At 62.0% G+C, this 21688-nt stretch carries 21 protein-coding genes and 1 tRNA gene; 10 read left to right on the top strand and 12 right to left on the bottom strand.

Going from position 1 to position 21688, the window contains the following annotated elements; genetic code table 11:
* Nucleotides 1-59 precede the first annotated feature (59 nt).
* Nucleotides 60-2927: a DUF3769 domain-containing protein gene (locus SynA1562_RS01330; RefSeq protein ID WP_255445685.1), complete on the top strand. Its 2868-nt coding sequence runs from the start codon at nt 60-62 to the stop codon at nt 2925-2927.
* On the opposite strand, the gene SynA1562_RS01325 is transcribed toward SynA1562_RS01330, so the two are convergent.
* The 7 genes from SynA1562_RS01325 to SynA1562_RS01295 all read right to left on the bottom strand — a co-directional run bounded on the left by SynA1562_RS01325 (nt 2928) and on the right by SynA1562_RS01295 (nt 9451).
* Nucleotides 2928-3371 carry a pentapeptide repeat-containing protein gene (locus SynA1562_RS01325; protein WP_186494463.1) on the bottom strand — a complete coding sequence of 148 codons (444 nt, stop codon included), beginning with the start codon at nt 3369-3371 and terminating at the stop codon, nt 2928-2930.
* A gap of 51 nt (nt 3372-3422) precedes the next feature.
* Nucleotides 3423-4037 carry a 3-isopropylmalate dehydratase small subunit 2 gene (locus SynA1562_RS01320; protein WP_186494462.1) on the bottom strand — a complete coding sequence of 205 codons (615 nt, stop codon included), beginning with the start codon at nt 4035-4037 and terminating at the stop codon, nt 3423-3425.
* On the bottom strand, nt 4037-5455 hold the full coding sequence (leuC, locus tag SynA1562_RS01315; RefSeq protein ID WP_186494460.1) for a 3-isopropylmalate dehydratase large subunit: 1419 nt from the start codon (nt 5453-5455) through the stop codon (nt 4037-4039). Before leuC ends, SynA1562_RS01320 begins: the two co-directional genes overlap by 1 nt.
* Before the next feature lie 26 nt (nt 5456-5481).
* Entirely contained in the window at nt 5482-6741 is a 1260-nt protein-coding gene (locus tag SynA1562_RS01310; RefSeq protein WP_186495248.1) for a competence/damage-inducible protein A, read from the bottom strand.
* Nucleotides 6734-7876, bottom strand: a complete 1143-nt coding sequence (locus SynA1562_RS01305; RefSeq protein WP_186494459.1) for a glycosyltransferase family 4 protein — start codon at nt 7874-7876, stop codon at nt 6734-6736. Before SynA1562_RS01305 ends, SynA1562_RS01310 begins: the two co-directional genes overlap by 8 nt.
* Before the next feature lie 114 nt (nt 7877-7990).
* Complete coding sequence (gene glyA / locus SynA1562_RS01300; RefSeq protein ID WP_255445684.1) at nt 7991-9280, bottom strand: serine hydroxymethyltransferase; 1290 nt, start codon at nt 9278-9280, stop codon at nt 7991-7993.
* Between the two features lie 97 nt (nt 9281-9377).
* A tRNA-Arg gene (locus tag SynA1562_RS01295) sits at nt 9378-9451 on the bottom strand.
* 88 nt (nt 9452-9539) lie between these two features.
* On the opposite strand from SynA1562_RS01295, the gene SynA1562_RS01290 reads away from it, so the two are divergent.
* Genes SynA1562_RS01290 through SynA1562_RS01280 form a run of 3 tightly spaced genes read left to right on the top strand, consistent with a single transcriptional unit; the run spans nt 9540 to nt 10409 of the window.
* Nucleotides 9540-9785: a hypothetical protein gene (locus SynA1562_RS01290; RefSeq protein ID WP_011363282.1), complete on the top strand. Its 246-nt coding sequence runs from the start codon at nt 9540-9542 to the stop codon at nt 9783-9785.
* A gap of 42 nt (nt 9786-9827) precedes the next feature.
* Entirely contained in the window at nt 9828-10118 is a 291-nt protein-coding gene (locus tag SynA1562_RS01285) for a DUF3181 family protein (protein WP_011363281.1), read from the top strand.
* 27 nt (nt 10119-10145) lie between these two features.
* Nucleotides 10146-10409, top strand: coding sequence for a hypothetical protein (locus tag SynA1562_RS01280; protein WP_011363280.1), 264 nt, complete (start codon nt 10146-10148; stop codon nt 10407-10409).
* Here the strand turns inward: SynA1562_RS01280 and murJ are convergent.
* Nucleotides 10396-12003, bottom strand: a complete 1608-nt coding sequence (murJ, locus tag SynA1562_RS01275; RefSeq protein WP_186494457.1) for a murein biosynthesis integral membrane protein MurJ — start codon at nt 12001-12003, stop codon at nt 10396-10398. The genes SynA1562_RS01280 and murJ overlap by 14 nt on opposite strands.
* Before the next feature lie 68 nt (nt 12004-12071).
* On the opposite strand from murJ, the gene sfsA reads away from it, so the two are divergent.
* The 4 genes from sfsA to SynA1562_RS01255 all read left to right on the top strand — a co-directional run bounded on the left by sfsA (nt 12072) and on the right by SynA1562_RS01255 (nt 16390).
* A complete protein-coding gene (gene sfsA, locus SynA1562_RS01270; RefSeq protein ID WP_186494455.1) occupies nt 12072-12836 on the top strand; it encodes a DNA/RNA nuclease SfsA in 765 nt (254 codons plus the stop codon).
* A gap of 102 nt (nt 12837-12938) precedes the next feature.
* Nucleotides 12939-14411 (top strand): ammonium transporter, encoded by a 1473-nt coding sequence (locus SynA1562_RS01265; RefSeq protein ID WP_186494453.1) that lies wholly within the window; start codon nt 12939-12941, stop codon nt 14409-14411.
* Nucleotides 14412-14521: 110 nt separating this feature from the next.
* Nucleotides 14522-15721, top strand: a complete 1200-nt coding sequence (locus SynA1562_RS01260) for a 4-hydroxy-3-methylbut-2-enyl diphosphate reductase (RefSeq protein ID WP_186494452.1) — start codon at nt 14522-14524, stop codon at nt 15719-15721.
* Nucleotides 15722-15781: 60 nt separating this feature from the next.
* Nucleotides 15782-16390, top strand: a complete 609-nt coding sequence (locus SynA1562_RS01255) for a DUF1997 domain-containing protein (RefSeq protein ID WP_186494450.1) — start codon at nt 15782-15784, stop codon at nt 16388-16390.
* A 7-nt stretch (nt 16391-16397) separates the two neighbouring features.
* On the opposite strand, the gene SynA1562_RS01250 is transcribed toward SynA1562_RS01255, so the two are convergent.
* Both SynA1562_RS01250 and purH read right to left on the bottom strand, forming a co-directional pair.
* Entirely contained in the window at nt 16398-16856 is a 459-nt protein-coding gene (locus SynA1562_RS01250) for a DUF4079 domain-containing protein (protein WP_186494448.1), read from the bottom strand.
* A 54-nt stretch (nt 16857-16910) separates the two neighbouring features.
* Nucleotides 16911-18473 (bottom strand): bifunctional phosphoribosylaminoimidazolecarboxamide formyltransferase/IMP cyclohydrolase, encoded by a 1563-nt coding sequence (gene purH, locus SynA1562_RS01245; RefSeq protein ID WP_186494447.1) that lies wholly within the window; start codon nt 18471-18473, stop codon nt 16911-16913.
* A 56-nt stretch (nt 18474-18529) separates the two neighbouring features.
* Here purH and SynA1562_RS01240 point away from each other — a divergent pair, with 56 nt between their 5' ends.
* The gene (locus SynA1562_RS01240) at nt 18530-19102 is read left to right on the top strand and encodes an alpha/beta hydrolase (protein WP_186494445.1); all 573 of its coding nucleotides are present in this window, start codon (nt 18530-18532) and stop codon (nt 19100-19102) included.
* Here the strand turns inward: SynA1562_RS01240 and SynA1562_RS01235 are convergent, their stop codons facing one another.
* Nucleotides 19103-19471: a DUF3155 domain-containing protein gene (locus tag SynA1562_RS01235; RefSeq protein WP_186494443.1), complete on the bottom strand. Its 369-nt coding sequence runs from the start codon at nt 19469-19471 to the stop codon at nt 19103-19105.
* 341 nt (nt 19472-19812) lie between these two features.
* Here SynA1562_RS01235 and SynA1562_RS01230 point away from each other — a divergent pair, with 341 nt between their 5' ends.
* Nucleotides 19813-20934, top strand: coding sequence for a sensor histidine kinase KdpD (locus SynA1562_RS01230; RefSeq protein ID WP_186494442.1), 1122 nt, complete (start codon nt 19813-19815; stop codon nt 20932-20934).
* Here SynA1562_RS01230 and cobS read toward each other — a convergent pair.
* Entirely contained in the window at nt 20894-21664 is a 771-nt protein-coding gene (gene cobS, locus SynA1562_RS01225; protein WP_186494440.1) for an adenosylcobinamide-GDP ribazoletransferase, read from the bottom strand. The two genes, SynA1562_RS01230 and cobS, sit on opposite strands and share 41 nt — an antisense overlap.
* Nucleotides 21665-21688 lie beyond the last annotated feature (24 nt).

Raw genomic sequence — 21688 nt, 5'->3', positions numbered from 1 at the left:
AGACCGCGCAACGCACTGGTCTGATCGGACCATGATTTCTCAAATGAGCTGGCAAGCTCATGGGCCGCAGCAGCATTGCCTTGGCGGCGCACCGCCTTCTCTTTGCATTGACCGGAACCCTGATCACAGGGTGGGTTTCAGTGTTGCCCGTGACTGCCGGCTCGGCTGAATCAACGTCAGACACGGTTTCTCCAGCGCCGGCGCGCCTGAACGTTCGAGCTGACCGCCAATACACCGACACCAAATCCAAAGCCACGATTGCTGAAGGCAACGTTTCGGTTCAGCTCGGGCAAGCTGAACTGCACGCTGATCGCATTGAATTTGATGCGGCGTATCGCACGCTCTACGCCCGCGGCGCAGTGCGCTTCCGGCGTGGCAAACAGTTTTTTCAAGCCTCGAGCTTCCGCTACAACCTCGTCCAAAACGAAGGTCAGCTCAACGATGTTTACGGGGTCATCGACCTTGAAGAACCCCTTACCAATCCATTAACAAGCTCTCGAACTACATCAGCTCCAGCTGAGCCAGCCACTTCAGCCAGCCGTGAAGACATGCCTTCTGTGGCTTGTCCACCGCTGCTTCCCCCGGTTCCGGACTGGCATCCGCAACCTTGGGCAGTGACGGCCTGGGGCGGTCAGATGATTGATGCCCCCTTCGGGGACACCTTCCTCTTCAACGGTCGAATGCGTCCGGAAGCCGTTTTGGGCGTCGGCGTGCAGAAACGGATCATGCGCGCTGGTCCATTCGCCATTGAACTTGAGGCTGACCTGTTCAGCCACATCGCCAAGCAGCAACAGGGTGGCGAATTCAACCAGAGCAAGCCCTATGCCGATCTGCCGGCACAGAGCTTCGGCGAGGGGGTGCTGGGGATTGGAGCGCGCGTCTGGGTTCAGCCTTGGCTGAGCTTCAGCGTCGTTGAAGGCATCAGCTACAACTCCAACGTCAGCCTTTACGAGAAAACATTCCGCGAGAACTACACCCAGCTGTTGAACTATCTCGGCTTCGAGGTGGAGGCAGCGGTGTCCTCCGACCTGTCGCTCGTGGGCCGGATTCACCACCGCTCCGGTGCTTTCGGCAGCTATGGCGGTGTCTCCGAAGGCAGCAATACTTATTTGCTCGGCTTGCGCTACCGCTGGGGACGGGACACACCCAAGCAGGAGAGCGTCGTGATGCCGCCCATGCCGGAGTGTGACGACCCGGATCGCGGCCAGCGCGTCAAGCCCTCCTCCCTCTCCGAGCGCCTCGACTCGATTGCCCTCGGCGATGGAGGAAGCCCTCAACGCCATGTCTCCAGCGACAACACAACAGAGCAACCCACGATTCCGCCAGCCCAGCAGCAGGCCATGCGGACTGAAGCGATCGCCAGGATCGACCAACGCATCTCAGACGTCGACCTCCAGGGCAGCTTCAGCATCGAACGGCGCAGCGGCATCCCCGTTCAACGCCTGAATTCCTCGGTCAGGGATGAAAACCGCTTTGGCGTGGTCAAAGTTCCCCAACTGAAGAGCCTGGGAAGCACGAATTTCCTCAACGGCACGATCAGCCGCTGGAGGGTGCAGGCCTCGAAGATCCTGATCACGGCGGATGGCTGGGAAGCTGACCGCATGGGCTTCAGCAACGATCCCTTCACGCCGGCGCAAACCAGAATCGATGCAGAGGATGTGATCGCCCGCGAGCAAGCCAATGGCGATGTGCTGATCTCGGCGCGACGCAACCGGCTGATCGTTGAAGAGCGGCTGCCCATCCCGGTCACCCGTCGACAGCTCATCCAGAAGGAAGAGGAAGTGGAGAACCGCTTCGTTGTTGGCATCGACAACCGGGACCGTGATGGCCTTTTTGTGGGACGCAACCTCAAGCCACTCACCATCGGTACGAGCACGGAACTGTCCGTTCAACCGCAGTTCATGGTGCAGCGCGCCATTGACGGCGACTTCAACAGCGCCGCTGATTTATTTGGCTTGGACGCCAAACTGCGCGGCCGATACGGGAACTACAAACTGAACGGCGACGCCGACATCAGCAGCTTTGACCCCGCAGACATCCTGAGCAGCAGCCGCTACTGGGGAAGTTTTGGCCGGGACATCGACATGGGCGGCTTGGGCGTGCTGAGCACCAATCTGTTCGGGGCCTACCGCTACCGCACCTGGAACGGCTCCCTCGGTGAAACCGACATCAATGCGGCCTACGGCGTTTATGCCCAGACCAAGGGCAGCTGGTCGACAGGCGAAGTGGATCATGACTACCTCATTCGCGGTGCCATCGGCGACTACTACGCCGACCGCTTCAACAGCAACCGCCGTTTGCGCACTGGGCGAGGCAGCTTGTTTGCCTCCGTCACCAGCAAGATCCCCTTGCTCAAAGGGAAGACAGCAGAGCTGATTCCAACAGCGGCCTATCGCTATTCCCCCGTTCCCATCGTTCCGGGGCTGAGCCTGAACACCAACGTCAATACCTCGATTGCTGTGTACGGCGATGGCCGTCACCAGGAGACCCTGAGTCTCAGCGGAGGCCCCACCATCACCCTGGGCACCTTCAGCAAGCCCTTCCTCGATTTCACACAGATCTCCATCGTCGGCAGCGGCTCCCTGAAAAATGGCGACAGCCCGTTCGCCTTTGATCGGAACGTCGATCTCGCCACCCTTGGGGTTGGCCTCACCCAACAAATTGTTGGGCCGGTCGTGCTGAGCACCGGCGTCAGCTACAACGTCGATCCCGGTTCGAAGTACTACGGCAGCACCGTCAACTCCAACATCGAATTGCGCTGGCAACGGCGCAGCTACGACGTGGGGGTCTACTTCAATCCCTACAAGGGCATTGGTGGCGTTCGCTTCCGGCTCAACGACTTTGACTTCAAGGGCACAGGCGTGCCGTTTGTGCCCTACACCCCAACGAATTGGATGGAAACGACCAACGCGGATCGGCCCTTCTGATCAATCACCGCCACCGATGATCAGATTGCTGCCGAACAGCGAAGCTCCGGCGTAGCGCATTCCGGAGGTCCGCACGTTCGGTGCATAGGCATTGATCACCTGGGCCTCACGTAGATCGGCATTGCGCAGATCCACGCCAGACAGCTCAGCATTGGTGAGATTGGCTCCCCTCAGGTCAGCACCTTCCAGCAACGCTCCCGTCAGGTCAGCACCTTCCAGATTCGCCTCCCGCAGATCGGCACCGCGCAGATCACTGCCCCGAAAATCAGCACCGATGAGATGGGCCTGACGGAAATCCGCCTGGCGAAGATCACAGCCGGGACAGCTGCGATCCAATGGATCATGGGGCTGCACCTGAAGCGGCAGGGCCCCAGCAGGACCCACACCGGCAACAACCAACAACGGCACAAACGGCAGCACCAACCGCGAAAGCGAACAGGCCATTGAGTTCCAACCTCCTATCTATTTCATAGACACAGGAGTCGCGCTTGGCTGTTACTCGCCGCCGAACTGGTTGATGTAGGGCAGTTTTTGCATCAATTCCGAAACCTGGGGGCCATGGTCCAGGAGCTGGGACGTTGCATCCCAACGACCGCTGCGCAGCATGTCCAGAGGACCGGGATCGATCGACACAGGCCAACTGGAGTCGGCTGCGGTCAGCTTCAAACCGGCAAGATCGAGGCTCCAGGATCGGCCCGGATCGCCATCCACCTGCGCCTGAATCGCCTTGATCTGCTCGGGGGCCGCCGTTGCACAGGGAATGCCAAGGGCAAGACAGTTGCCGTAGAAGATCTCGGCAAAACTGACCCCAACCACCGCGCGAATTCCCCAGCGCATCAACGCCTGCGGTGCATGCTCACGACTGGAACCACAGCCGAAATTGCCATTCACCACCAGGATCGAGGCCCCCTGATAACGGGCTTGATCAAAGGGGTGCTCACCGGAGAGTTCAAGACGGTCATCGGCGAAGACCTGGTCACCCAATGCCTCGAAGCTGACGCATTTGAGGAACCGTGCCGGAATGATCCGATCCGTGTCGATGTCTTCACCGGAAACAGCAATGGCCGTTCCACTCACCTGTTGAATCGGACCAGTCGGGAAGTGAGCCATCACGATGCGGACGGAGAAATCAAAGTACGAACATCGGTCACACGACCGTTAACGGCAGCGGCGGCCACCATGGCTGGACTCATCAACAAGGTCCGGCCACTGGCCGATCCCTGCCGACCCTTGAAATTGCGGTTGCTGGAGCTGGCGCTGATCTGACGCCCCTCCAGCCGATCCGGATTCATCGCCAGACACATCGAGCAGCCGGGCTCACGCCACTCAAAGCCTGCGGCACGGAACACAGCATCCAGTCCTTCCGCTTCAGCAGCCTTCGCCACCTGCTCCGAGCCCGGAACCACAAACGCCTTGATGCCTTCAGCCACCTGACGCCCACGGGCCACATCGGCAGCCGCACGCAGATCGCTGAGACGACCATTGGTGCAGCTGCCGATGAAACAGACATCCACAGGCACCCCGGCAATGGCCGTTCCCGGCTGGAGATCCATGTAGCGATAGGCCTCCTCCGCAATCGGACGCTCACCTGGATCCAGTTGATCAAGGCTGGGAACGGTTTCATCGATGCCCAGTCCCTGGCCAGGCGTAATGCCCCAGGTCACCGTGGGTGGAATCGCAGCGGCGTCAAACACCACCTCGTCGTCGACCGTTGCGTTGGCATCAGTGGCCAGGGAACTCCACCAGGCGACAGCGCGGGACCAGGCGTCACCTTCGGGAGCATGGGGGCGACCTTTCAGATACTCAAAGGTGACCTGATCGGGATTGACATAACCGCATCGGGCTCCCCCCTCGATTGCCATGTTGCAGAGGGTCATCCGCTCTTCCATCGACAACGCCTCGATGGCAGAGCCGGCGAACTCGTAGGCATAGCCAACGCCGCCCTTCACACCAAGGTGGCGAATCACATGCAGGATCAGATCCTTCGCCGACACGCCTTCTGGCAGAAGGCCATTCACCTGAATCCGGCGCACCTTGAGCTTGTTCATGGCCAGGCTCTGACTGGCCAACACATCGCGCACCTGACTCGTGCCGATCCCAAAGGCGATCGCCCCGAAGGCGCCATGGGTAGAGGTGTGGGAATCACCGCAAGCCACCGTCATGCCCGGCTGGGTCAGGCCCAGCTCCGGGGCAATCACATGAACGATGCCCTGCCGGCCACTGCCGATGTTGTTCAGAGGGATGCCGTGCTCCTGGCAGTTCCGCTCCAAGGTGCTGAGCATCTCCTCCGCCAACGGGTCAGCGAACGGCCGCTGCTGAGAGGTCGTCGGCACGATGTGGTCCACCGTGGCCACTGTGCGCTCAGGACAACGCACCGTCAGGCCCTTGTCCTTCAAAGCCGAGAAGGCCTGAGGACTGGTGACCTCATGGATCAGATGCAGACCAACAAACAGTTGGGTGGAACCGCCGGGGAGCTCCGCCACCCGATGCAGATCCCACACCTTGTCGTAGAGGGTGCCGGAACTCAACAGCTCAGCCGCAAGAACCGTCGACCCTAAACCTGAGCGAGCAAGCGAAGACGCAGACGGTCCAAGCCACGGATCACGCTCATCCTCTGAATGGCTTCCCGACCCCGCCGCTCACCGAAATGCTGCACCCAGGCCTCACAGCCATCGGGACCAGCCAAGGCCAGATGCACCAAGCCCACGGGCTTCTCAGCACTGCCACCGCCAGGGCCGGCGATACCGCTTACAGCGATCGCCCAGTCGCAATTCAGGCGCTCCCGTGCTGCCCGAGCCATCGCCTCGACCACAGGCTGGGAAACAGCACCATGGGCAGTGAGCAGATCCGGCGAAACCCCCAGCAAAGCCTGTTTCACCGCATTGCTGTAAGCGACGACGCCACCCTGGAAAACCGACGAGGAGCCTGGAACAGCCGTCAGGGCGGCCGCCAACCCACCACCGGTGCAGGACTCCGCCACCGCCATCGTCTGATGCCGTTGCTTGAGCAGGTCGATCACCACTGACGCCAGGCTGTCCGCATCGACGCCATAGCAGTGGTTTCCCGTGCGACGGCGCAGCTCAGCTTCCACCGGCACCAACAGCTCAGCGGCGGCATCGGCAGTGGGTGCACAGGCCGTGAGCCGCAATTTCACATCTCCAAGGGAGGCATAGGGAGCCACCGTTGGGTTGGTGGACTCCAACAAATCGGCAACACGCTCAGCCAGATCGGATTCGCCAATGCCACTGAAGCGGAGCTGGCGGCTCACAAGCACACCGGACGTCCCAGCATTGGCTTGAAGCCAGGGGGCGGCCGTTTCCGTCCACATCGCCCGCATTTCAGAAGGCACCCCAGGGAAGGTGAGGATCGTGAAATCAGGCCGGGGCGACCAGATCATTCCCGGTGCCGACCCCTTTGGATTGGGAAGCACCTCAGCTCCACAGGGCAGAAAAGCCTGGCTGCGGTTGCTGGGAGCAACCGGCCGGCCACCCGCCGCTAACTTCCGCTGGATCTCCAGCCAGAGTTCGGGCCGCTCCTCGAGAGGAGTGTCGAAAGCAGCGGCCAGGGCCTCTGTGGTGAGGTCATCGGGGGTCGGTCCCAAACCTCCAGTCGTCACCAGGAACCTGCAGCGCTGCGACGCCTCACGCACAGCGGAGATCAAGCGATCTTTGTTGTCACCGACAACGGTTTGGCGGTAATGCGGCAGCCCCAGGCCCGCCAACTGTTCGGCAATCCATCGGGCATTGCCGTTGAGGATGTCACCCAACAACAGCTCTGTGCCCACGCACAGGATTTCAACCCCTGGTTCAGCCACGCGGTTCGCCAAGTGCAGCGGGGTCAACGGAGCTTGAACGGGGGTTGGTGTTCATCAGAGCTCGCTCATGTTGCAGCTGGCGACGGCTGATCACCACCGTTGCCACAAGGATGGCCGTGGCCAAAGCCAGCCAGAGGAAGCGCATCTCAGCATTGGCCACCACCAAGGCCAAAGCAGCAAGCCACTGGGTGAAGACGTAGATCAACAGCACCGTGCGCCGGTGACTGAAGCCAGCGCGGAGCAGGCGGTGATGAAGGTGACGGCGGTCGGGATAGAAGGGGGAACGTCCTTCGCGCAGACGGCCCATGATCACAGCCGACATGTCGGCCAGAGGCAGCGAAAGAATCAACAACGGAAGCAGCAGACTCACCGTCGTGAGTCCCTTGGCGGGTCCCACGATGCTCACGGCAGCGAGGGTGAAGCCGAGGAAGTAAGAGCCCCCATCACCCATGAAGATGCGGGCGGGGTTGAAGTTGTGGCGCAGGAAGCCGAGGCAACAGCCCGCCAGGGCTGCGGCAAGGAATCCGGCGGCCGCCTGATGCAGCGAAAAGCTGACGGAAACCAGCCCGACAGCGGCAATGCCAGCCACGCCCGCAGCAAGGCCATCAAGGCCATCCAGCCAGTTGATGGCGTTGGTGATTCCCACAAGCCAAACAACAGTGGCAAGCAGGCTGAGGGTGTCCGGCAGAGCAATCGGACCGGCTGAAGCGGTGAACCAGGGAAGATCGATTGCTCCAATCCGAACGCCCTGGCTCCAAACCGCACAAGCCACTGCAACCTGTCCAGCGAGCCGCGGCCAAGGGGAGAGAGCGAAGAGGTCGTCCGCCAGGCCAATCAGAAAAAAGCAGAGCGAACCGGCCAGAGTGCTCCAAATCAGCTGATCCTTGGCCGGCGCCAGCAGGCCGAAGCCCCCCATCGACCACACCGCCGCCAAAGCCGTACCAAAGCCCAGCACCATGGCAATACCCCCCAGCCTCACCATGGGGGTGACATGCTGCTTGCGCTCATCGGGCAGATCGGTCCACCCAAAGCGAAGCCCCAGCCTGCGAACTTGGGGAACCAGCACCGTGGTGGTCACCGCAGCCAGAAGAAAGCTGACCGAGGCGACCGCGATAGGGCTGGCCAAGAGATTCACGCAGGCTCCAGGAAAGAGACGATCCCCCGGTCAGAAGGAGTCACTTCAATCCTAAAGAGCCTGCAACCCATCCACCAGACATCGGCCAGACCCTTGTAGAGCCTGGGCCAGGCCTCACACAAGAACAGGCTGCTTGCTGTCGGCGTAGAGGGGGAAGCGCTCACAGAGGGCACCCACCCGGTCGAGGCAACGCTGACGAATCGCATCATCCTCAGGATTGAGAAGACGGTCGGCAATCACATCGGCGACCTCCCGGAAAGCCTGCGCATCGAAACCACGGGTGGTGAGCGCAGCTGTTCCCAATCGCAGGCCACTGGTGACGAAGGGCGATTCAGGGTCGAAGGGAACGGTGTTCTTGTTGGCCGTGATGTGCACATCACTCACCAACAGATCAGCCACTTTTCCAGTCATCCCGATGCCACGCAAATCCAGCAGCACCACATGGTTGTCGGTGCCGCCGCTGACGACATCGATGCCGCGGGCGATCAGCTGTTCAGCGAGGGCTGCCGCGTTGGCAACCACCTGCTGGCTGTAGGCCTTGAACGAAGGCTGCAGTGCTTCCCCGAAGGCCACAGCCTTGGCAGCGATCACGTGCTCCAGAGGGCCGCCCTGGCTGCCAGGGAACACGGCCTTATCGAACTTTTTGGCGAACTCGGCATCGCGGCAGAGGATCAGGCCGCCGCGGGGGCCGCGCAGGGTCTTGTGGGTGGTGGTGGTCACCACATCGCAGTGGGGGACAGGGCTGGGATGCACTCCAGCGGCCACGAGGCCGGCGATGTGGGCCATGTCGGCCAGCAGATAGGCACCCACTTCATCAGCGATGGCGCGGAAAGCGGCGAAGTCGATGGTGCGTGGATACGCGGAGTAGCCACAAACAATCAGCTTCGGCTTGTGCTCCAAAGCCAGCTGGCGGATCGCCTCCATATCAAGGCGTTGGGTCTCCTTGTCGACGCCGTACTGGACGACGTTGAACCACTTGCCGCTGACGTTGACCGGGGAACCATGGGTGAGGTGGCCGCCATGGGACAGATCCAACCCCATGATCGTGTCGCCGGGCTGCAGCAGGGCCAGGAAGACGGCGAAGTTGGCCTGGGCCCCACTGTGGGGCTGAACATTGGCCCAGGCGGCACCAAACAACTGCTTGGCCCGCTCGATGGCCAGCTCTTCAATGGCATCAACGTGTTCACAACCGCCGTAGTACCGCTTGCTGGGCAGACCCTCGGCGTACTTGTTGGTGAGAACGGAACCCTGGGCCTGCATCACCGCACGGGACGCAAAATTCTCGGATGCGATCAGCTCGAGGTGGGTTTCCTGACGCTGCCGTTCCTGGTTGACGAACGCAGCGATATCGGGATCCGACTGAGCCAGATCAGCGTCGATGGCGCGTCCAGAGGCCTGGCCCATGAAATGTCAGTAAAGCTTTGACCAATCGTAAGAAACCGCAGCGATCAGCCCGACCAATCAACCAAAAAAAAAAACTGCCCATCGGGGGCAGTTGAAACGCGCCTGGAGAGATTCGAACTCCCGACCCTCTGATCCGTAGTCAGATGCTCTAATCCGCTGAGCTACAAGCGCTTGCACCAAACCATCAGACCCCATCGAGGGTCCGCTCGTCAACCGGGTGCGGGGCGCGTCAGGATTCAGGTGTTTCTGAGCCCGAGCAATGCCGATCCGCTGGTATGGCCCCGCTGACCCTGAGGATCCGACCTACCGGCATTTCGAGCGCATCGTGAACCTGTGCCTGCACGGCGGCGTGTTCGCCGCGGTGAACAGCGGCGGCTGGTTTCTGCAGGAGATGCGCCACCCCTTCCCTGGCGGAAGCCTGACCTGGATCACCAGCCTCTGGGCAACCCTGTGGCTGGGCCAGTTGATTTGGGTAATTCTTCAGCGACCCAAGCCTGAGGAATAAAGCCAGCATGGAGGCAATCCACACCGCGATCCTTTTGGGCTGATGTCCCTCTCCGCCAGCGACCTGCAAGACCTTCAGAGTGCTTTGGCTGACCGCCTCTACGTTCAGATCAGCGGTTGGCATCTGTACCTCGGCGATGCCGACCTGGCCTCAGCCCTGGCGATCGAATGCAGTGCCCGCGTCAATCAAGGTGCTGAGGTGGCAGCCCGGCAGGCCCTCGACGCCGTCAAGGTGCCTCTGGCGGGTGGGGCGAGTCAACTTCCCCTCTCCAAGCTGATCCCCCCAGCCCAGCTGAGGGATCTTGAGGAGATCCTCGAGCCGTACTGCGGATAAGGTTGCACTCCATCCGCCGCGGTTGGTGTGCTGATCATTGAAGTCACCAACTCAAGAGAATTGGTGCGCCAACGCATTGGCCGACTGGGTGAACGGCTGATCGGCCGGGTGGTGGATGCGGAGGCTCAAGTTGAGAAAGCCCTGATTCAGGAACTGGAAACCGCGTTTAAAGAGTTCGGCATCGAGGCCCGGATTGTGTCTGTTCAGGGTCCTCAACTCGTGGGTCGCGAACAGCTGGAGTTGCCCATCCAGGTGCGTGAAGAACTCGATGTTCGTCTCAGCGAGCCCTGAATCGGCCCGTCACCAACTGCGTGATCTCACGCACCTCCGGCACCTGAAGTTGTGCACCGATTAAGGCAAACAACGCCAAACCCAGCAGGCCAGGCGCACCCACCTGAAACAGCAGGCCCAGCAAACCTCCGGGCCAGGGCACAACGGTCACGATGATCCCGGCGCCCACCGCTGCCAGCACGCCGGCGATGGCCAGCCTCAGCAGGTCCATCCCCCAACGCCGCAGCGGCAGTCCTGAAATGCGTTGCTGCAGACCCAGCATCAGGGCGAGGCAGGTGAGCAGGTTGATGGCAACCGTGGCAAGCACCAGCCCGGGTGCACCGAAATTGAACGGCGACTGATTCCCCCAAGGGGTAGGACCACCCACCAGAAGCCAATCAAAAACCACGTTGAGACCAATCCCCGCCAGCGAGAGCCGAAAAGGTGTCGTTCCATCCCCAAGGGCATAAAAGACACGCACCAGCACATCCCGGCCGAGGTAGGCCGGCATGCCCAGGCCGTAGGCCATCAGCAAACCCGTCACCAACTGGGCGGCTGACGCATCGAAGGCACCGCGCTCGTACACCAGGGCGACGATGGGGCCACCCAAGGCGATGAAAAGACCCCCCAGGGGAATCATCGATGCCGCAGACAGCATCAACCCCTGGCGGATCCGATCGATCAGCTGCGCACGATCTTCCGGCGCCGTGAGCCTGGCGAAGGTGGGCAGCAGGGGCACCAGCAGTGCATTCGAGATCAAACCCAGGGGCGTTTGCACCAACAAATTGGCGTAGCCCAGACCCGCCGCCGCGCCGAGAATTCCGGAGGCGAAGAACAGATCCGTGAACACATTGATCTGCAGCATCCCGGACGACAGCGTCGCCGGCCCCATCACACGCCACACCTCGCGCACCCCCGGGTGCCGCCAGTCCCAGACCAGTTGGAAACGAGCCAACCCCTGCCGGATCAACGCCGGCAGCTGGATCAGCCACTGCAGCAAAGCCCCCACCAACGTGGCCAAGGCCAGCACCACACCCCCGGCCATGGCGGCGGACGGCAAGGCGATGTCAGCCCCGAGCTGCCACCAGAGCAATCCAACCCCGATGATCAGGGCGCCGCTGGACATCAGCGGAGAAATCGCCGGAATCCAGAATTCATCGGCGGCGTTGAGGGATCCAAAACCCAACCCGATCAGTCCGGCCAGCAGCGCCATCGGCGCCATCACCTGCAGCTGCACCCGTGCGATGGCGTGAAGCTCGGGGGCAAGACCAGGGCCCACAAGGGTGATCAGAGGATCCGCCGCCAGCACCAGAACGATGGTGACCATCAGCAACAGAGCACTGACGCTGGTGTTGAGAGCCGCAAGGATATGGGCTCCTTCGGCCCGTGGGCGCCGGCTCAGCACGCTCACCATGGCGCTGTGGAAGGGGCCATTGATCCCTCCCAGCAGGATCAGCAGAAATCCAGGCAGCACATAGGCGTAGTTGTAAGCGTCATAGGCCGCGCCCACCCCGAAGGCCGCTGCGATCACCAGCTGCCGAATCAGGCCACCCACCTTGCTCAACAGGGTGCCGAGGGTCACCACCAGTGCGATCCCCTTCAGTGAACGCGCCATTCGGCCCCCAGCATTGGGCGCATTGTGGAGGCACCACACGAGACCATGGGCCAATCTCGGCTGCTGCCATGACTGGCCTTCCCTCTCCGGGCGATGCCCTGCTGCGCTTTGAACCTCTAACCGAGGGCGTGCTGCTGAAGCGCTACAAACGCTTCCTGGCCGATGTGGAGCTGAGCAGCGGCGAGACCGTCACCGCCCACTGCGCTAACACCGGCCCGATGACGGGAGTCTTGATCCCTGGCCAACGGGTGCGTCTGCGCTTTGCACCCTCCCCCAAACGCAAGCTGGCCTGGACCTGGGAGCAAGCCGAAGTGCCAGGTGCCGATGGCCAACCTTGCTGGGTGGGCATCAACACGGCCCTGCCCAACCGCCTGGTTCGCGCCACAGTCGAAGCTGGGTGCCTGGAGGCTCAACTGGGCGCCATTGCAGGGATCCGCGCTGAGGTGGCCTATGGGACCAACAAGCGCAGCCGGATCGACCTCCTGCTGACGCCGGCCGAGCAGAACCCCGATCAACGACCGATCTACCTGGAGGTGAAGAACACCACCTGGACCGACGGCAGCACGGCCCTGTTCCCCGACACGGTGACTGAACGGGGGCAAAAGCATCTGATTGAGCTGATGGGGGTGCTTCCGGATGCGCGGGCAGTGCTGGTGCCCTGCCTCAGCCGGCCGGACGTGACTGCCTTTGCTCCCGGCGACAGCGCCGATCCGCGCTACGGGGAACTGTTTCGCCAGGCCACCATCAGTGGCGTGGAGGTTCTGCCTTGTTGTTTCAGCTTCAGCGCCGATGCGGTGCACTGGCAGGGGACTCGCCTAGTCGACCTAGGTTGATTTTGGTAGCAGATCGCACATAGAAAGACAAGGTTGACGTGCAGCGTGGGGTGGTTCGCCTAGTTACAACTAGGCGTGTCACGCAGCTCTGCACCCTCGTTCATGACAACTGCATTCCACGCGCCACCGCAAAGGCGGCGCAAAACACTGCAGGAGGCAAGCCTCCTGGAAGGCCCGATGCTGCTCCTGAAGGGCATCCGTGGCTTCAGCTCCAACCGCGCCATGACCTGGCTCGCCTGCGCGCCCCTGGCGCTCATGGGCCTTGGCATCTTCACGCTGTCGGCCAAGGCCGAAGAGCTGCCTGAGCTCTCCGCTGCTTTCCTGGCCAACAACCTCTGGCTTCTGGTCGCCACCATCCTGGTGATCTTCATGAATGCCGGCTTCGCCATGGTCGAAGCAGGCATGTGCCGGCAAAAGAATGCCGTCAATATCCTCGCCAAGAACCTGTTTGTGTTTGCCCTCGCGGTGACCGCCTACTGGTTCATGGGCTACTCCTTGATGTACGGCGACTCCGTCATCGACGGCTGGCTGTATTTCGGGGGCCTCTTCTTCGACCCGACCGTCACCGCTGAGACCATCAGCGATGCAGGCCTGGTTCCCACCGTTGATTTCCTGTTCCAGGCGGCCTTCGCCGGAACCGCTGCCACGATCGTTTCCGGTCTTGTGGCTGAGCGGATCAAGTTCGGCGAATTCGTGATCTTCGCCCTGGTCCTCACCGCCTTCATCTATCCAGTTGCTGGCAGCTGGGAATGGAATGGTGGCTGGCTCAACAGTGTTGGCAGCGTCGAATTCATCGACTTTGCTGGTTCCTCGATCGTGCACTCCGTCGGAGCTTGGGCCGGCCTGGTCGGCGCCATGCTGCTTGGACCTCGCATCGGCAAATACGTCGATGGCAAGGTTCAGGCGATCCCTGGCCACAACATGTCTATCGCCACCCTTGGCGCTCTGATCCTCTGGATCGGCTGGTACGGCTTCAACCCCGGTTCCCAGCTGGCCATGGACCAGTGGGTTCCCTACGTGGCCGTCACCACCACCCTCGGTGCAGCCGGTGGTGCCATCGGCGCCACGGTGATCTCCACGATCACCTCCAAGAAGCCTGACCTCACCATGATCATCAACGGCATCCTGGCCGGCCTGGTGAGCGTGACTGCCGGTTGCGGCAACCTCACCCTGACGGGTTCCTGGGTGGCTGGTGTAGTGGGCGGCATCATCGTCGTCTTCTCCGTCGCCGCTCTCGATGCCGCAGGCATTGATGACCCCGTCGGCGCCTTCTCCGTGCACGGTGTGTGCGGCGTATGGGGCACGATCGTGATCGGTCTCTGGGGCTACGACGTCCAGGGCGACGGCTCTGGCCTCGGCCTGCTGGTCGGCGGCGGCGTTGAGCAGCTCGGCATCCAGGCTCTGGGTGCTGCTGCCTATGCCATCTGGACCGTGGTCACCTGCTTCATCGCCTGGCAGATCATCGGCTCCCTCTTCGGCGGCATCCGCGTCACCGAACAGGAAGAGTCCGAAGGTCTGGACATCGGCGAACACGGCATGGAGGCCTACGCCGGTTTCTCCACCACCAACAACTGATTCCGCTTCGGATCAGTTGTTGTTCTCAAGCCCGGCCGACTGGCCGGGCTTTTTTACTGCCTGAAGCAGCGCTTCAGGCCACATAGAGTTGCTCCACTCCAGCGCCCTCCATGGACACCCACGCCTTCAAGCGCTCCCTCCACCATTCCGAGCGTTACAACCGGCGAGGCTTCGGGCGCGCTGAGGAAGTGGCCGAAAGCCTTGAGCAGGCTTACCAGAGCGGCCTGATCGGCACGATCCGGGACAACGGCTACCGACTGGAACACGGCCGGCTCAACGTCCGATTGGCGGAAGCCTTCGGCTTCTGCTGGGGTGTTGAACGGGCCGTAGCGATGGCCTACGAGACCCGCAAGCACTACCCCAGCGAGCGTCTCTGGATCACGAACGAGATCATCCACAACCCCTCCGTGAACGATCACCTCAGGGAGATGGATGTGCAGTTCATTCCTGTCGAACAGGGAGTGAAGGACTTCTCAGGCGTCACCTCCGGTGATGTGGTGATCCTGCCTGCCTTTGGTGCCACCGTTCAGGAAATGCAGCTGCTGAATGAACGGGGCTGCCACATCGTTGACACGACCTGTCCCTGGGTCTCCAAGGTGTGGAACACCGTTGAGAAACACAAAAAGCACACCTTCACCTCGATCATTCACGGCAAGGTGAAGCACGAGGAAACACTGGCCACAAGCTCATTTGCTGGCACCTATCTGGTGGTGCTCGACCTGGAGGAAGCCCAGTACGTCGCCGATTACATCCTCGGCAACGGTGACCGTGAAGACTTCATCAAACTCTTTGCCAAAGCCTGCTCTCCAGGGTTCGATCCCGATCGGGACCTCGAACGGCTGGGGGTGGCCAACCAGACCACGATGCTGAAGAGCGAGACCGAGGAGATCGGACGCTTGTTCGAACGCACCATGCTGAACAAATACGGCCCGACCCAGCTGAACGACCATTTCCTGGCCTTCAACACCATCTGCGACGCCACCCAGGAACGTCAGGACGCCATGTTCTCCCTTGTGGATGAACCCCTGGACCTAATGGTGGTGATCGGTGGTTTCAACTCCTCCAACACCACCCACCTGCAGGAGATTGCTGTCAGCCGCGGCATTCGCTCGTTCCACATCGACACGCCCGAGCGCATCGACGTCGGGAGCAATTCGATCGAGCACAAACCACTGGCAGCCGACCTCAGTCGTGAGGGCGATTTCCTGCCTGAGGGCCCCGTTCGGGTGGGCATCACCTCCGGTGCCTCAACCCCGGATCGGGCGGTGGAAGAGGTGATCGAAAAACTGATGCAATTGAGCGAAAACTGAAGCGCAGAGAGCTTTACATTGGTTCATCTTTAATCGCCCTCCGCAGGCAGCTCCCCATCCGTGACGGTCTTGTCGCCCACTGAAACCGACAATCAGCTGCACGGTGGCGACCCGCAGGTGCGCTGCTACAGCAGCCACTTCGAGGATTCGATGCAGATGCTGGCGCCCCAAGCGGTGGTAGCTCGATACCTGGATGACCATCAGAGCTGGTTTGAAAGTTGCGCCAGCCCCATGCAGGTCGAGGCGATCGATCAGCAGTCCTACAGCCTCACCCTGGGGAAGTTCGGCAACTTCGGTTTCGAAGTGGAGCCCACAATTGCTCTGCGACTGCTGCCACAGCAGGAAGGGATCTACCGGATCGAAACGGTTCGAACCGTGCCGCAATCCCTTGCCCTGCGCCATCACTACGACGTCGATTTCCGTGCGGGGATGCACCTGGTCCCCGAACAGGAGCACACCTCGGTGCAATGGGACCTGGATCTCAAGGTCTGGATCCGTCTGCCCAAGGTGATCACCATGCTTCCGGATCAGTTGGTCCAGAGCAGTGGTGATCACCTGCTCAAGCAGATTGTGCGCCAGATTTCACGCCGGCTGACATGGAAGGTGCAGGAAGACTTTCATGCGGCCCATGGCCTGAGCTGCCCGCCCCGTCAGCGAGCAGCCTTCTGAAGGATCTTCAGCGGTTAGCCCAGATCTTGTTGACGATCTCCATGCCGCTGACGGCCTGCCAGAGGAACAGCGTGAGCATGCCCATGTTCAAGCCCACATGAGCCTTGCGCGCAATCAGATTGCCCCGCTGCATCAGGGGTGAGAGCGACGCGGCGACGGCGATCATCCCAGTCATGGCCAGACCCACCAGCAGGTGCGGACCGACAAACAACTTGCCGTTGTTCAGATAGGTGACCGCCATGCCACCCAGCGTGCCGAGGGTCATCACGGCCAGCAGGATGCTGCCCCAGAGGTAATGGCGCTGGGCGAACTTTTTCGGCACCAGTTCTTTGCGCTGTTCGGGGGTGCCGGTGCGGGTTTTCTTGGCCTTGATCCCCAGGTAAAGCGCCCAACCACCAACGGCGAGCAGGCCCCACTCCGCTAGGGGGTGAGCGAAATTGAGGCTGAAGGGGAGGGTGGCGAGCATTGAAGGGGACTCTTCAGTGACGCGAGGCTAGGGGGCCGGCGGCCCCCAACAGCGTCAGTGCAGAAAATGACGGCGCCCCGTGAGCTGCATCGCCAGGCCGAGCTCATCGCAAGCTTTGATCGAATCTCCATCGCGCATGCTCCCGCCGGGATGAATCACGGCGGTGATGCCGTGGCTGGCAGCCAGACGCACCGTGTCATCAAACGGGAAGAAGCCATCACTGGCCAGGACGGCTCCCTGCGCTTTCTCACCCGCAGCTTCCAGGGCAATCCGCGCGGAACCCACGCGATTCATCTGCCCGGCACCCACACCAAGGCTCTGCCCATCCTTGGCCACAACGATGGCGTTGGAGCGCACGTGACGCACCAAACGCCAGGCAAATTCCAAGTCCAGCTTTTCCTGGGGTGTGGGCGGCCGCTGGCTGGCCACAGTCCAGTCGACAGGCGTGATCGCCTGGTCATCAAGATCCTGAACCAGAAGACCACCAAGAATGCTCCGCACGTGATCGGGGCCAGCCGCATCAATGGCCTGCGGAGCCAGCTCCAACAAGCGCAGATTGGCTTTGGCCGCCAGCACCTCCCGCGCCTCTGACGTGAAGCCCGGTGCCACAACGCATTCCAGGAACAGGCTGGTGAGCTCACGGGCCGCCGTGGCTTCCACCACACCGTTCATGGCAATGATGCCGCCGAAGGCACTCACCCGATCAGCATCCAGGGCCCGCGTCAGTGCTGCAGGCATCGAAGCGCCGACGGCCACACCACAGGGATTGGTGTGCTTGACGACCACGGCGGCAGGCTGCGACGCCGGAGCGGAGCCGTCGGTCCCGTAGCCGAACTCCCGCACCGTGGCGAGGGCAGCCTCGAGATCCAGAAGGTTGTTGGTGCTCAGCTCCTTGCCCTGCAGCTGAATGGCCCCACCCCAACCCTGTTTGGGATGGCTGAACCAGCGCGCTTTCTGGTGGGGATTTTCGCCGTACCGGAGGGTCTGCCGCAGCGGCACCGCCTCCAACCAAGGGCTGCCTTCTGCGGCGGTTTGCTCGGCCATCCAGCGGCTGATGGCGGTGTCGTACGAGGCGGTGTGCTGGAACGCTTCAAGGGCCAGTTGCCGCCGCAGCTCCGAAGGCACGCTCCCGCCCGACTCCGCCATGGCGGTCAACAGACGGTCGTATTGGTCAGGGCTGGTAAGGACAGCCACATAGGCGTGATTCTTGGCGGCCGCCCGAACCATGGCAGGGCCACCGATGTCGATGTTCTCGATCGCCTGATCCCAGGTGACGTCAGCCCGCGCAATCGTTTCGCGGAAGGGATAGAGGTTGACCACCACCACATCGATGGGGGCGATGTTCTGCTGCTCAAGATCAGCCTGGTGAGACGCGTCACCCCGCTTGGCCAGAATCCCGCCATGCACCCTTGGATGGAGCGTTTTCACACGACCGCCAAGAATTTCTGGAGCCCCGGTGTGCTCCGACACACGGGTCACCGGAAGGCCGGCCTGCTCGAGCACCTTGGCCGTGCCCCCACTGGAGAGCAGCTGATAGCCATGGGTCCGATGCAGAGCCTCCGCCAGGGGCACCAGCCCGGACTTATCGGAAACACTCAGGAGAGCGACAGGAGCCATCGAAGGGTCGTGACTGGGTCGTGAGCCAACCTACGCAGCAGTGATGTTTATGCCCCATGGATGGCCAGCTGGTGCTGCTCCACGGCTGGGGAGCCAACAAAGAGGATCTCAAGCCCCTGGGTGATGGCCTGGCGCGCGGGTGCTCCAAAACCCTTGATGTGGTGTGTCTAGAGGCTCCTGAGCTCCATCCCGACCAACCGGGAGGACGCCAGTGGTATGGCCTGTTCCCAGCCCAGTGGGATGCCGTGCCCGCGGCCGTTGAGCGCCTCAAGGCCCAACTTCAGAGCCTGAGCAGATCAGGCCCTGGGCTTGAACGAACCGTGGTGTTCGGCTTTTCCCAGGGGGGAGCCATGGCTCTGGAGGGCGGCTGCGCCCTCCCCATCGCAGGAGTGATCAGCTGCAGCGGCTATCCACACCCCAACTGGGCTCCGCCCCAGCAACACCCCCCTGTGTTGCTGATGCATGGTTCAGACGATCCCGTGGTGCCGTTCCAGGCCATGCAATCGATCGCTGCTCAGTTGCAGCCCGATCAATGTCAGACGCTCCCATTCAAAAACGGCCACACCATCCCTGATGAGACGGTGCAGCCGATCCTGATGTTTATCGAGCGTGTTCTGGAGAACGCCTGATCAAACGAAGGCGTATTCGTACTCCTCCATTTCCTCCCAATCATCAGCGCCAAGCTCGAGCCCCTCAAACAGCTTGTCTTCACCGATGGAATCAACAATCGTGCGCAATGAGGGGAAGAGGAAGTGATTCTCTTCGGCGTATTGGGCGCTGAACAGACCCTTCTCACCCCAGAAGAAACGGTCGGTGGTGTGCTCGTTGCGGCGCACGTTCAGCAGAGCCGGAGGCACCATTGCCGCCTCAGCGATGTAGCGACGAGCGGCAGTCACGGGCTTGTACTCACCGGTTTCGAGGTGATGGGTTGGCACATGGGCCAAGACCCGCTGACCTGCCAGGCGACGACGGCTAATACGCTTGCGCTTCTTGGACATGGAAGGGCTCCGGTACGAAAGGAAGAACGGGGGTGGATCGTCAGAACAAACAGGTGCCGTCGGCGCGAAAACGCCAGACGCAAGGGAAGCGTCGAGGCAATTGCAGACACACCACAATCACCGGCAGGACACCAACACCCAAGCGGAAACCAGCGGAGGACACTGCAACCTCTGCTGTAGCTTTGGTCGCAAAGCGATTGCAACCTTTGTGAGAGCTGGCGGACGTCTGTTCACAGTGAACAGCGCCTCGGTCGATAAAAGGATCTTAAGACTTTTCCCAGATTTTTCAAGTCCCCCTGCCGCAGGCTTGCGCAAACACCTGAATTGATCGTCCGGATCTGATGCAGCTCACTGATCGATTCTTCGACTTCACCGATCAACAGCTGGCTGATCTCACTGCCAAGGAAGGCATTCAGCATCTGGGGCTGTACGTCAGTGCACCACCCAATCAGCAAGGCCCGCCCTTGCTGCTGATCCGGCAATGGTCGGCCAATGAACGGTCGCTTCCCCCGGCCGACGCAGACCCGAACCAGCGCCTGCCGCACGAGAGCCGGCGCTGGTATCCCCTGCAGGATGCCGGCTTGATCCTGGGGGCCCTGCGCGCGGACCTGGATCCGCAGCGGAGCTGGACGCTGACCCTGGACCAACGGATGCGGCGCAGTGCCGCCGCCATCAGCCACGCCCTGGGGCGTGACCTGGAATGCCTGCAACTTCGCCAGGAACTCAGCCAACAAAACGAGCAGCTGCGCACCCTCGTGCATCAGCTGCGCAATCCACTGGCTGCCCTGCGCACCTACGCCCAACTGCTGCTGCGGCGGCTCGAAGCCGACAGCTCCCACCGTCCACTCGTGGAGGGAATGCTCTCGGAACAACGCCAACTCGGCCAATACATCGACGTGCTCGATGGCCTCGGGCAACAACGTCTCCCCGAACAGGACCCCCTTGGCCCCACCCTGTTGCCCCCAGGGCCTGCCGAAGGTGAGGCCACCATGCAAACCCTGCTAATGCCTCTGCTGGAGCGGGCGGAAGCGACGGCAAGCCTGCAGGGCCGACCCTGGCGGGGACCAGACCTGTGGCCCCAGTGGATTGATCAACCGTCCCAGGACGGAACGATTGCGGAGATCGTCGCCAACCTCCTTGAGAACGCCTTCCGTTACAGCCCAGCGGGCTGCAGCGTGGGGCTGTGCCTGTTGCCCAATGGGCTCTGCGTCTGGGACAACGGGCCGCCGATCCCCCTGGAGGAGCGCGACCTGATTTTCGAGCGGGGAGCACGGGGGTCCACCGGACAGGACCGGGCGGGCACCGGCCTTGGGCTCGCCCTTGCACGCTCCCTGGCGGAGCAGCAGGGCCGCAAGCTCACGCTCTGCGTGGAGCCTTCCACAATCGCTCCAGATCTGCCCGCTCAGGGCAATGCATTCGTCCTCAGCTGGCCGGCAGGAGCAAGGCCAGACCCAACAACGTGATCATCTCGGTGAGCACAAGAGCTGCTCCATAGCTGTCACCGGTGTGCCCCCCCAATCGTCGCCCAAGGCTCTGGGCGACCAGGATGGCCACCACGCCCCCCAGGAGAAGGGGCATGGCCCCCACCCAACCGGCCAATAGAACCACCACCAGAAGTGAGGGCAGGGCATCCCAGAGCGGCCTGCCGTGCTCGCGATGAAACGCTGCGGTTCCATCAGCGCGGAGGTAGTCGAAACGTGCCATGGCCCAGAGCGGCGCCACCCGGGCCCAGAACGCCGCCAGGCAGAGCCCGAGCGGCGCCTGCCCCCCCAGCTGGATCAATGCCGCAACCTGTAGCAGCAGCACCATCACGAGAGCCAGCACACCACTGGCGCCCACCCGGCTGTCCTCCATCGCCTCGAGCCGCCGCTCCGCTGGCGCCCCGAGGCCATCCGCCGTGTCGATCAGGCCGTCGTGGTGCAAGCCACCACTGAGCTGGATGCCGAGAGCCACCACGCAAAGGGCACAGGCCGCCGGAGGCCAGGAGAGCCTGGACAGACCAATCCAGAGCAGCCCCTGCAACGCACCGATCAGCAGCCCCATCCAGGGGGCGAAGCGGGCAATACGCTGAAACGAGGGCTGCGGCCAGGGCCATGCCGGCAGCACCGTGTAGAAGATCCAGGCTCCCGCCAGATCGGAAAGCCAGGGCGGAACGATCCTGGGAATGGCGCGAGGGATGCAGTCGGCCCTCACCGTAGGGTCAATGCAGGGGCGGAT

Origin of the sequence: Synechococcus sp. A15-62, assembly GCF_014280075.1 — a bacterium.
Lineage (GTDB): Bacteria > Cyanobacteriota > Cyanobacteriia > PCC-6307 > Cyanobiaceae > Parasynechococcus.
Note: the sequence above shows the minus strand (reverse complement) of the source record. Positions and strands in the feature narration are given on the sequence as shown.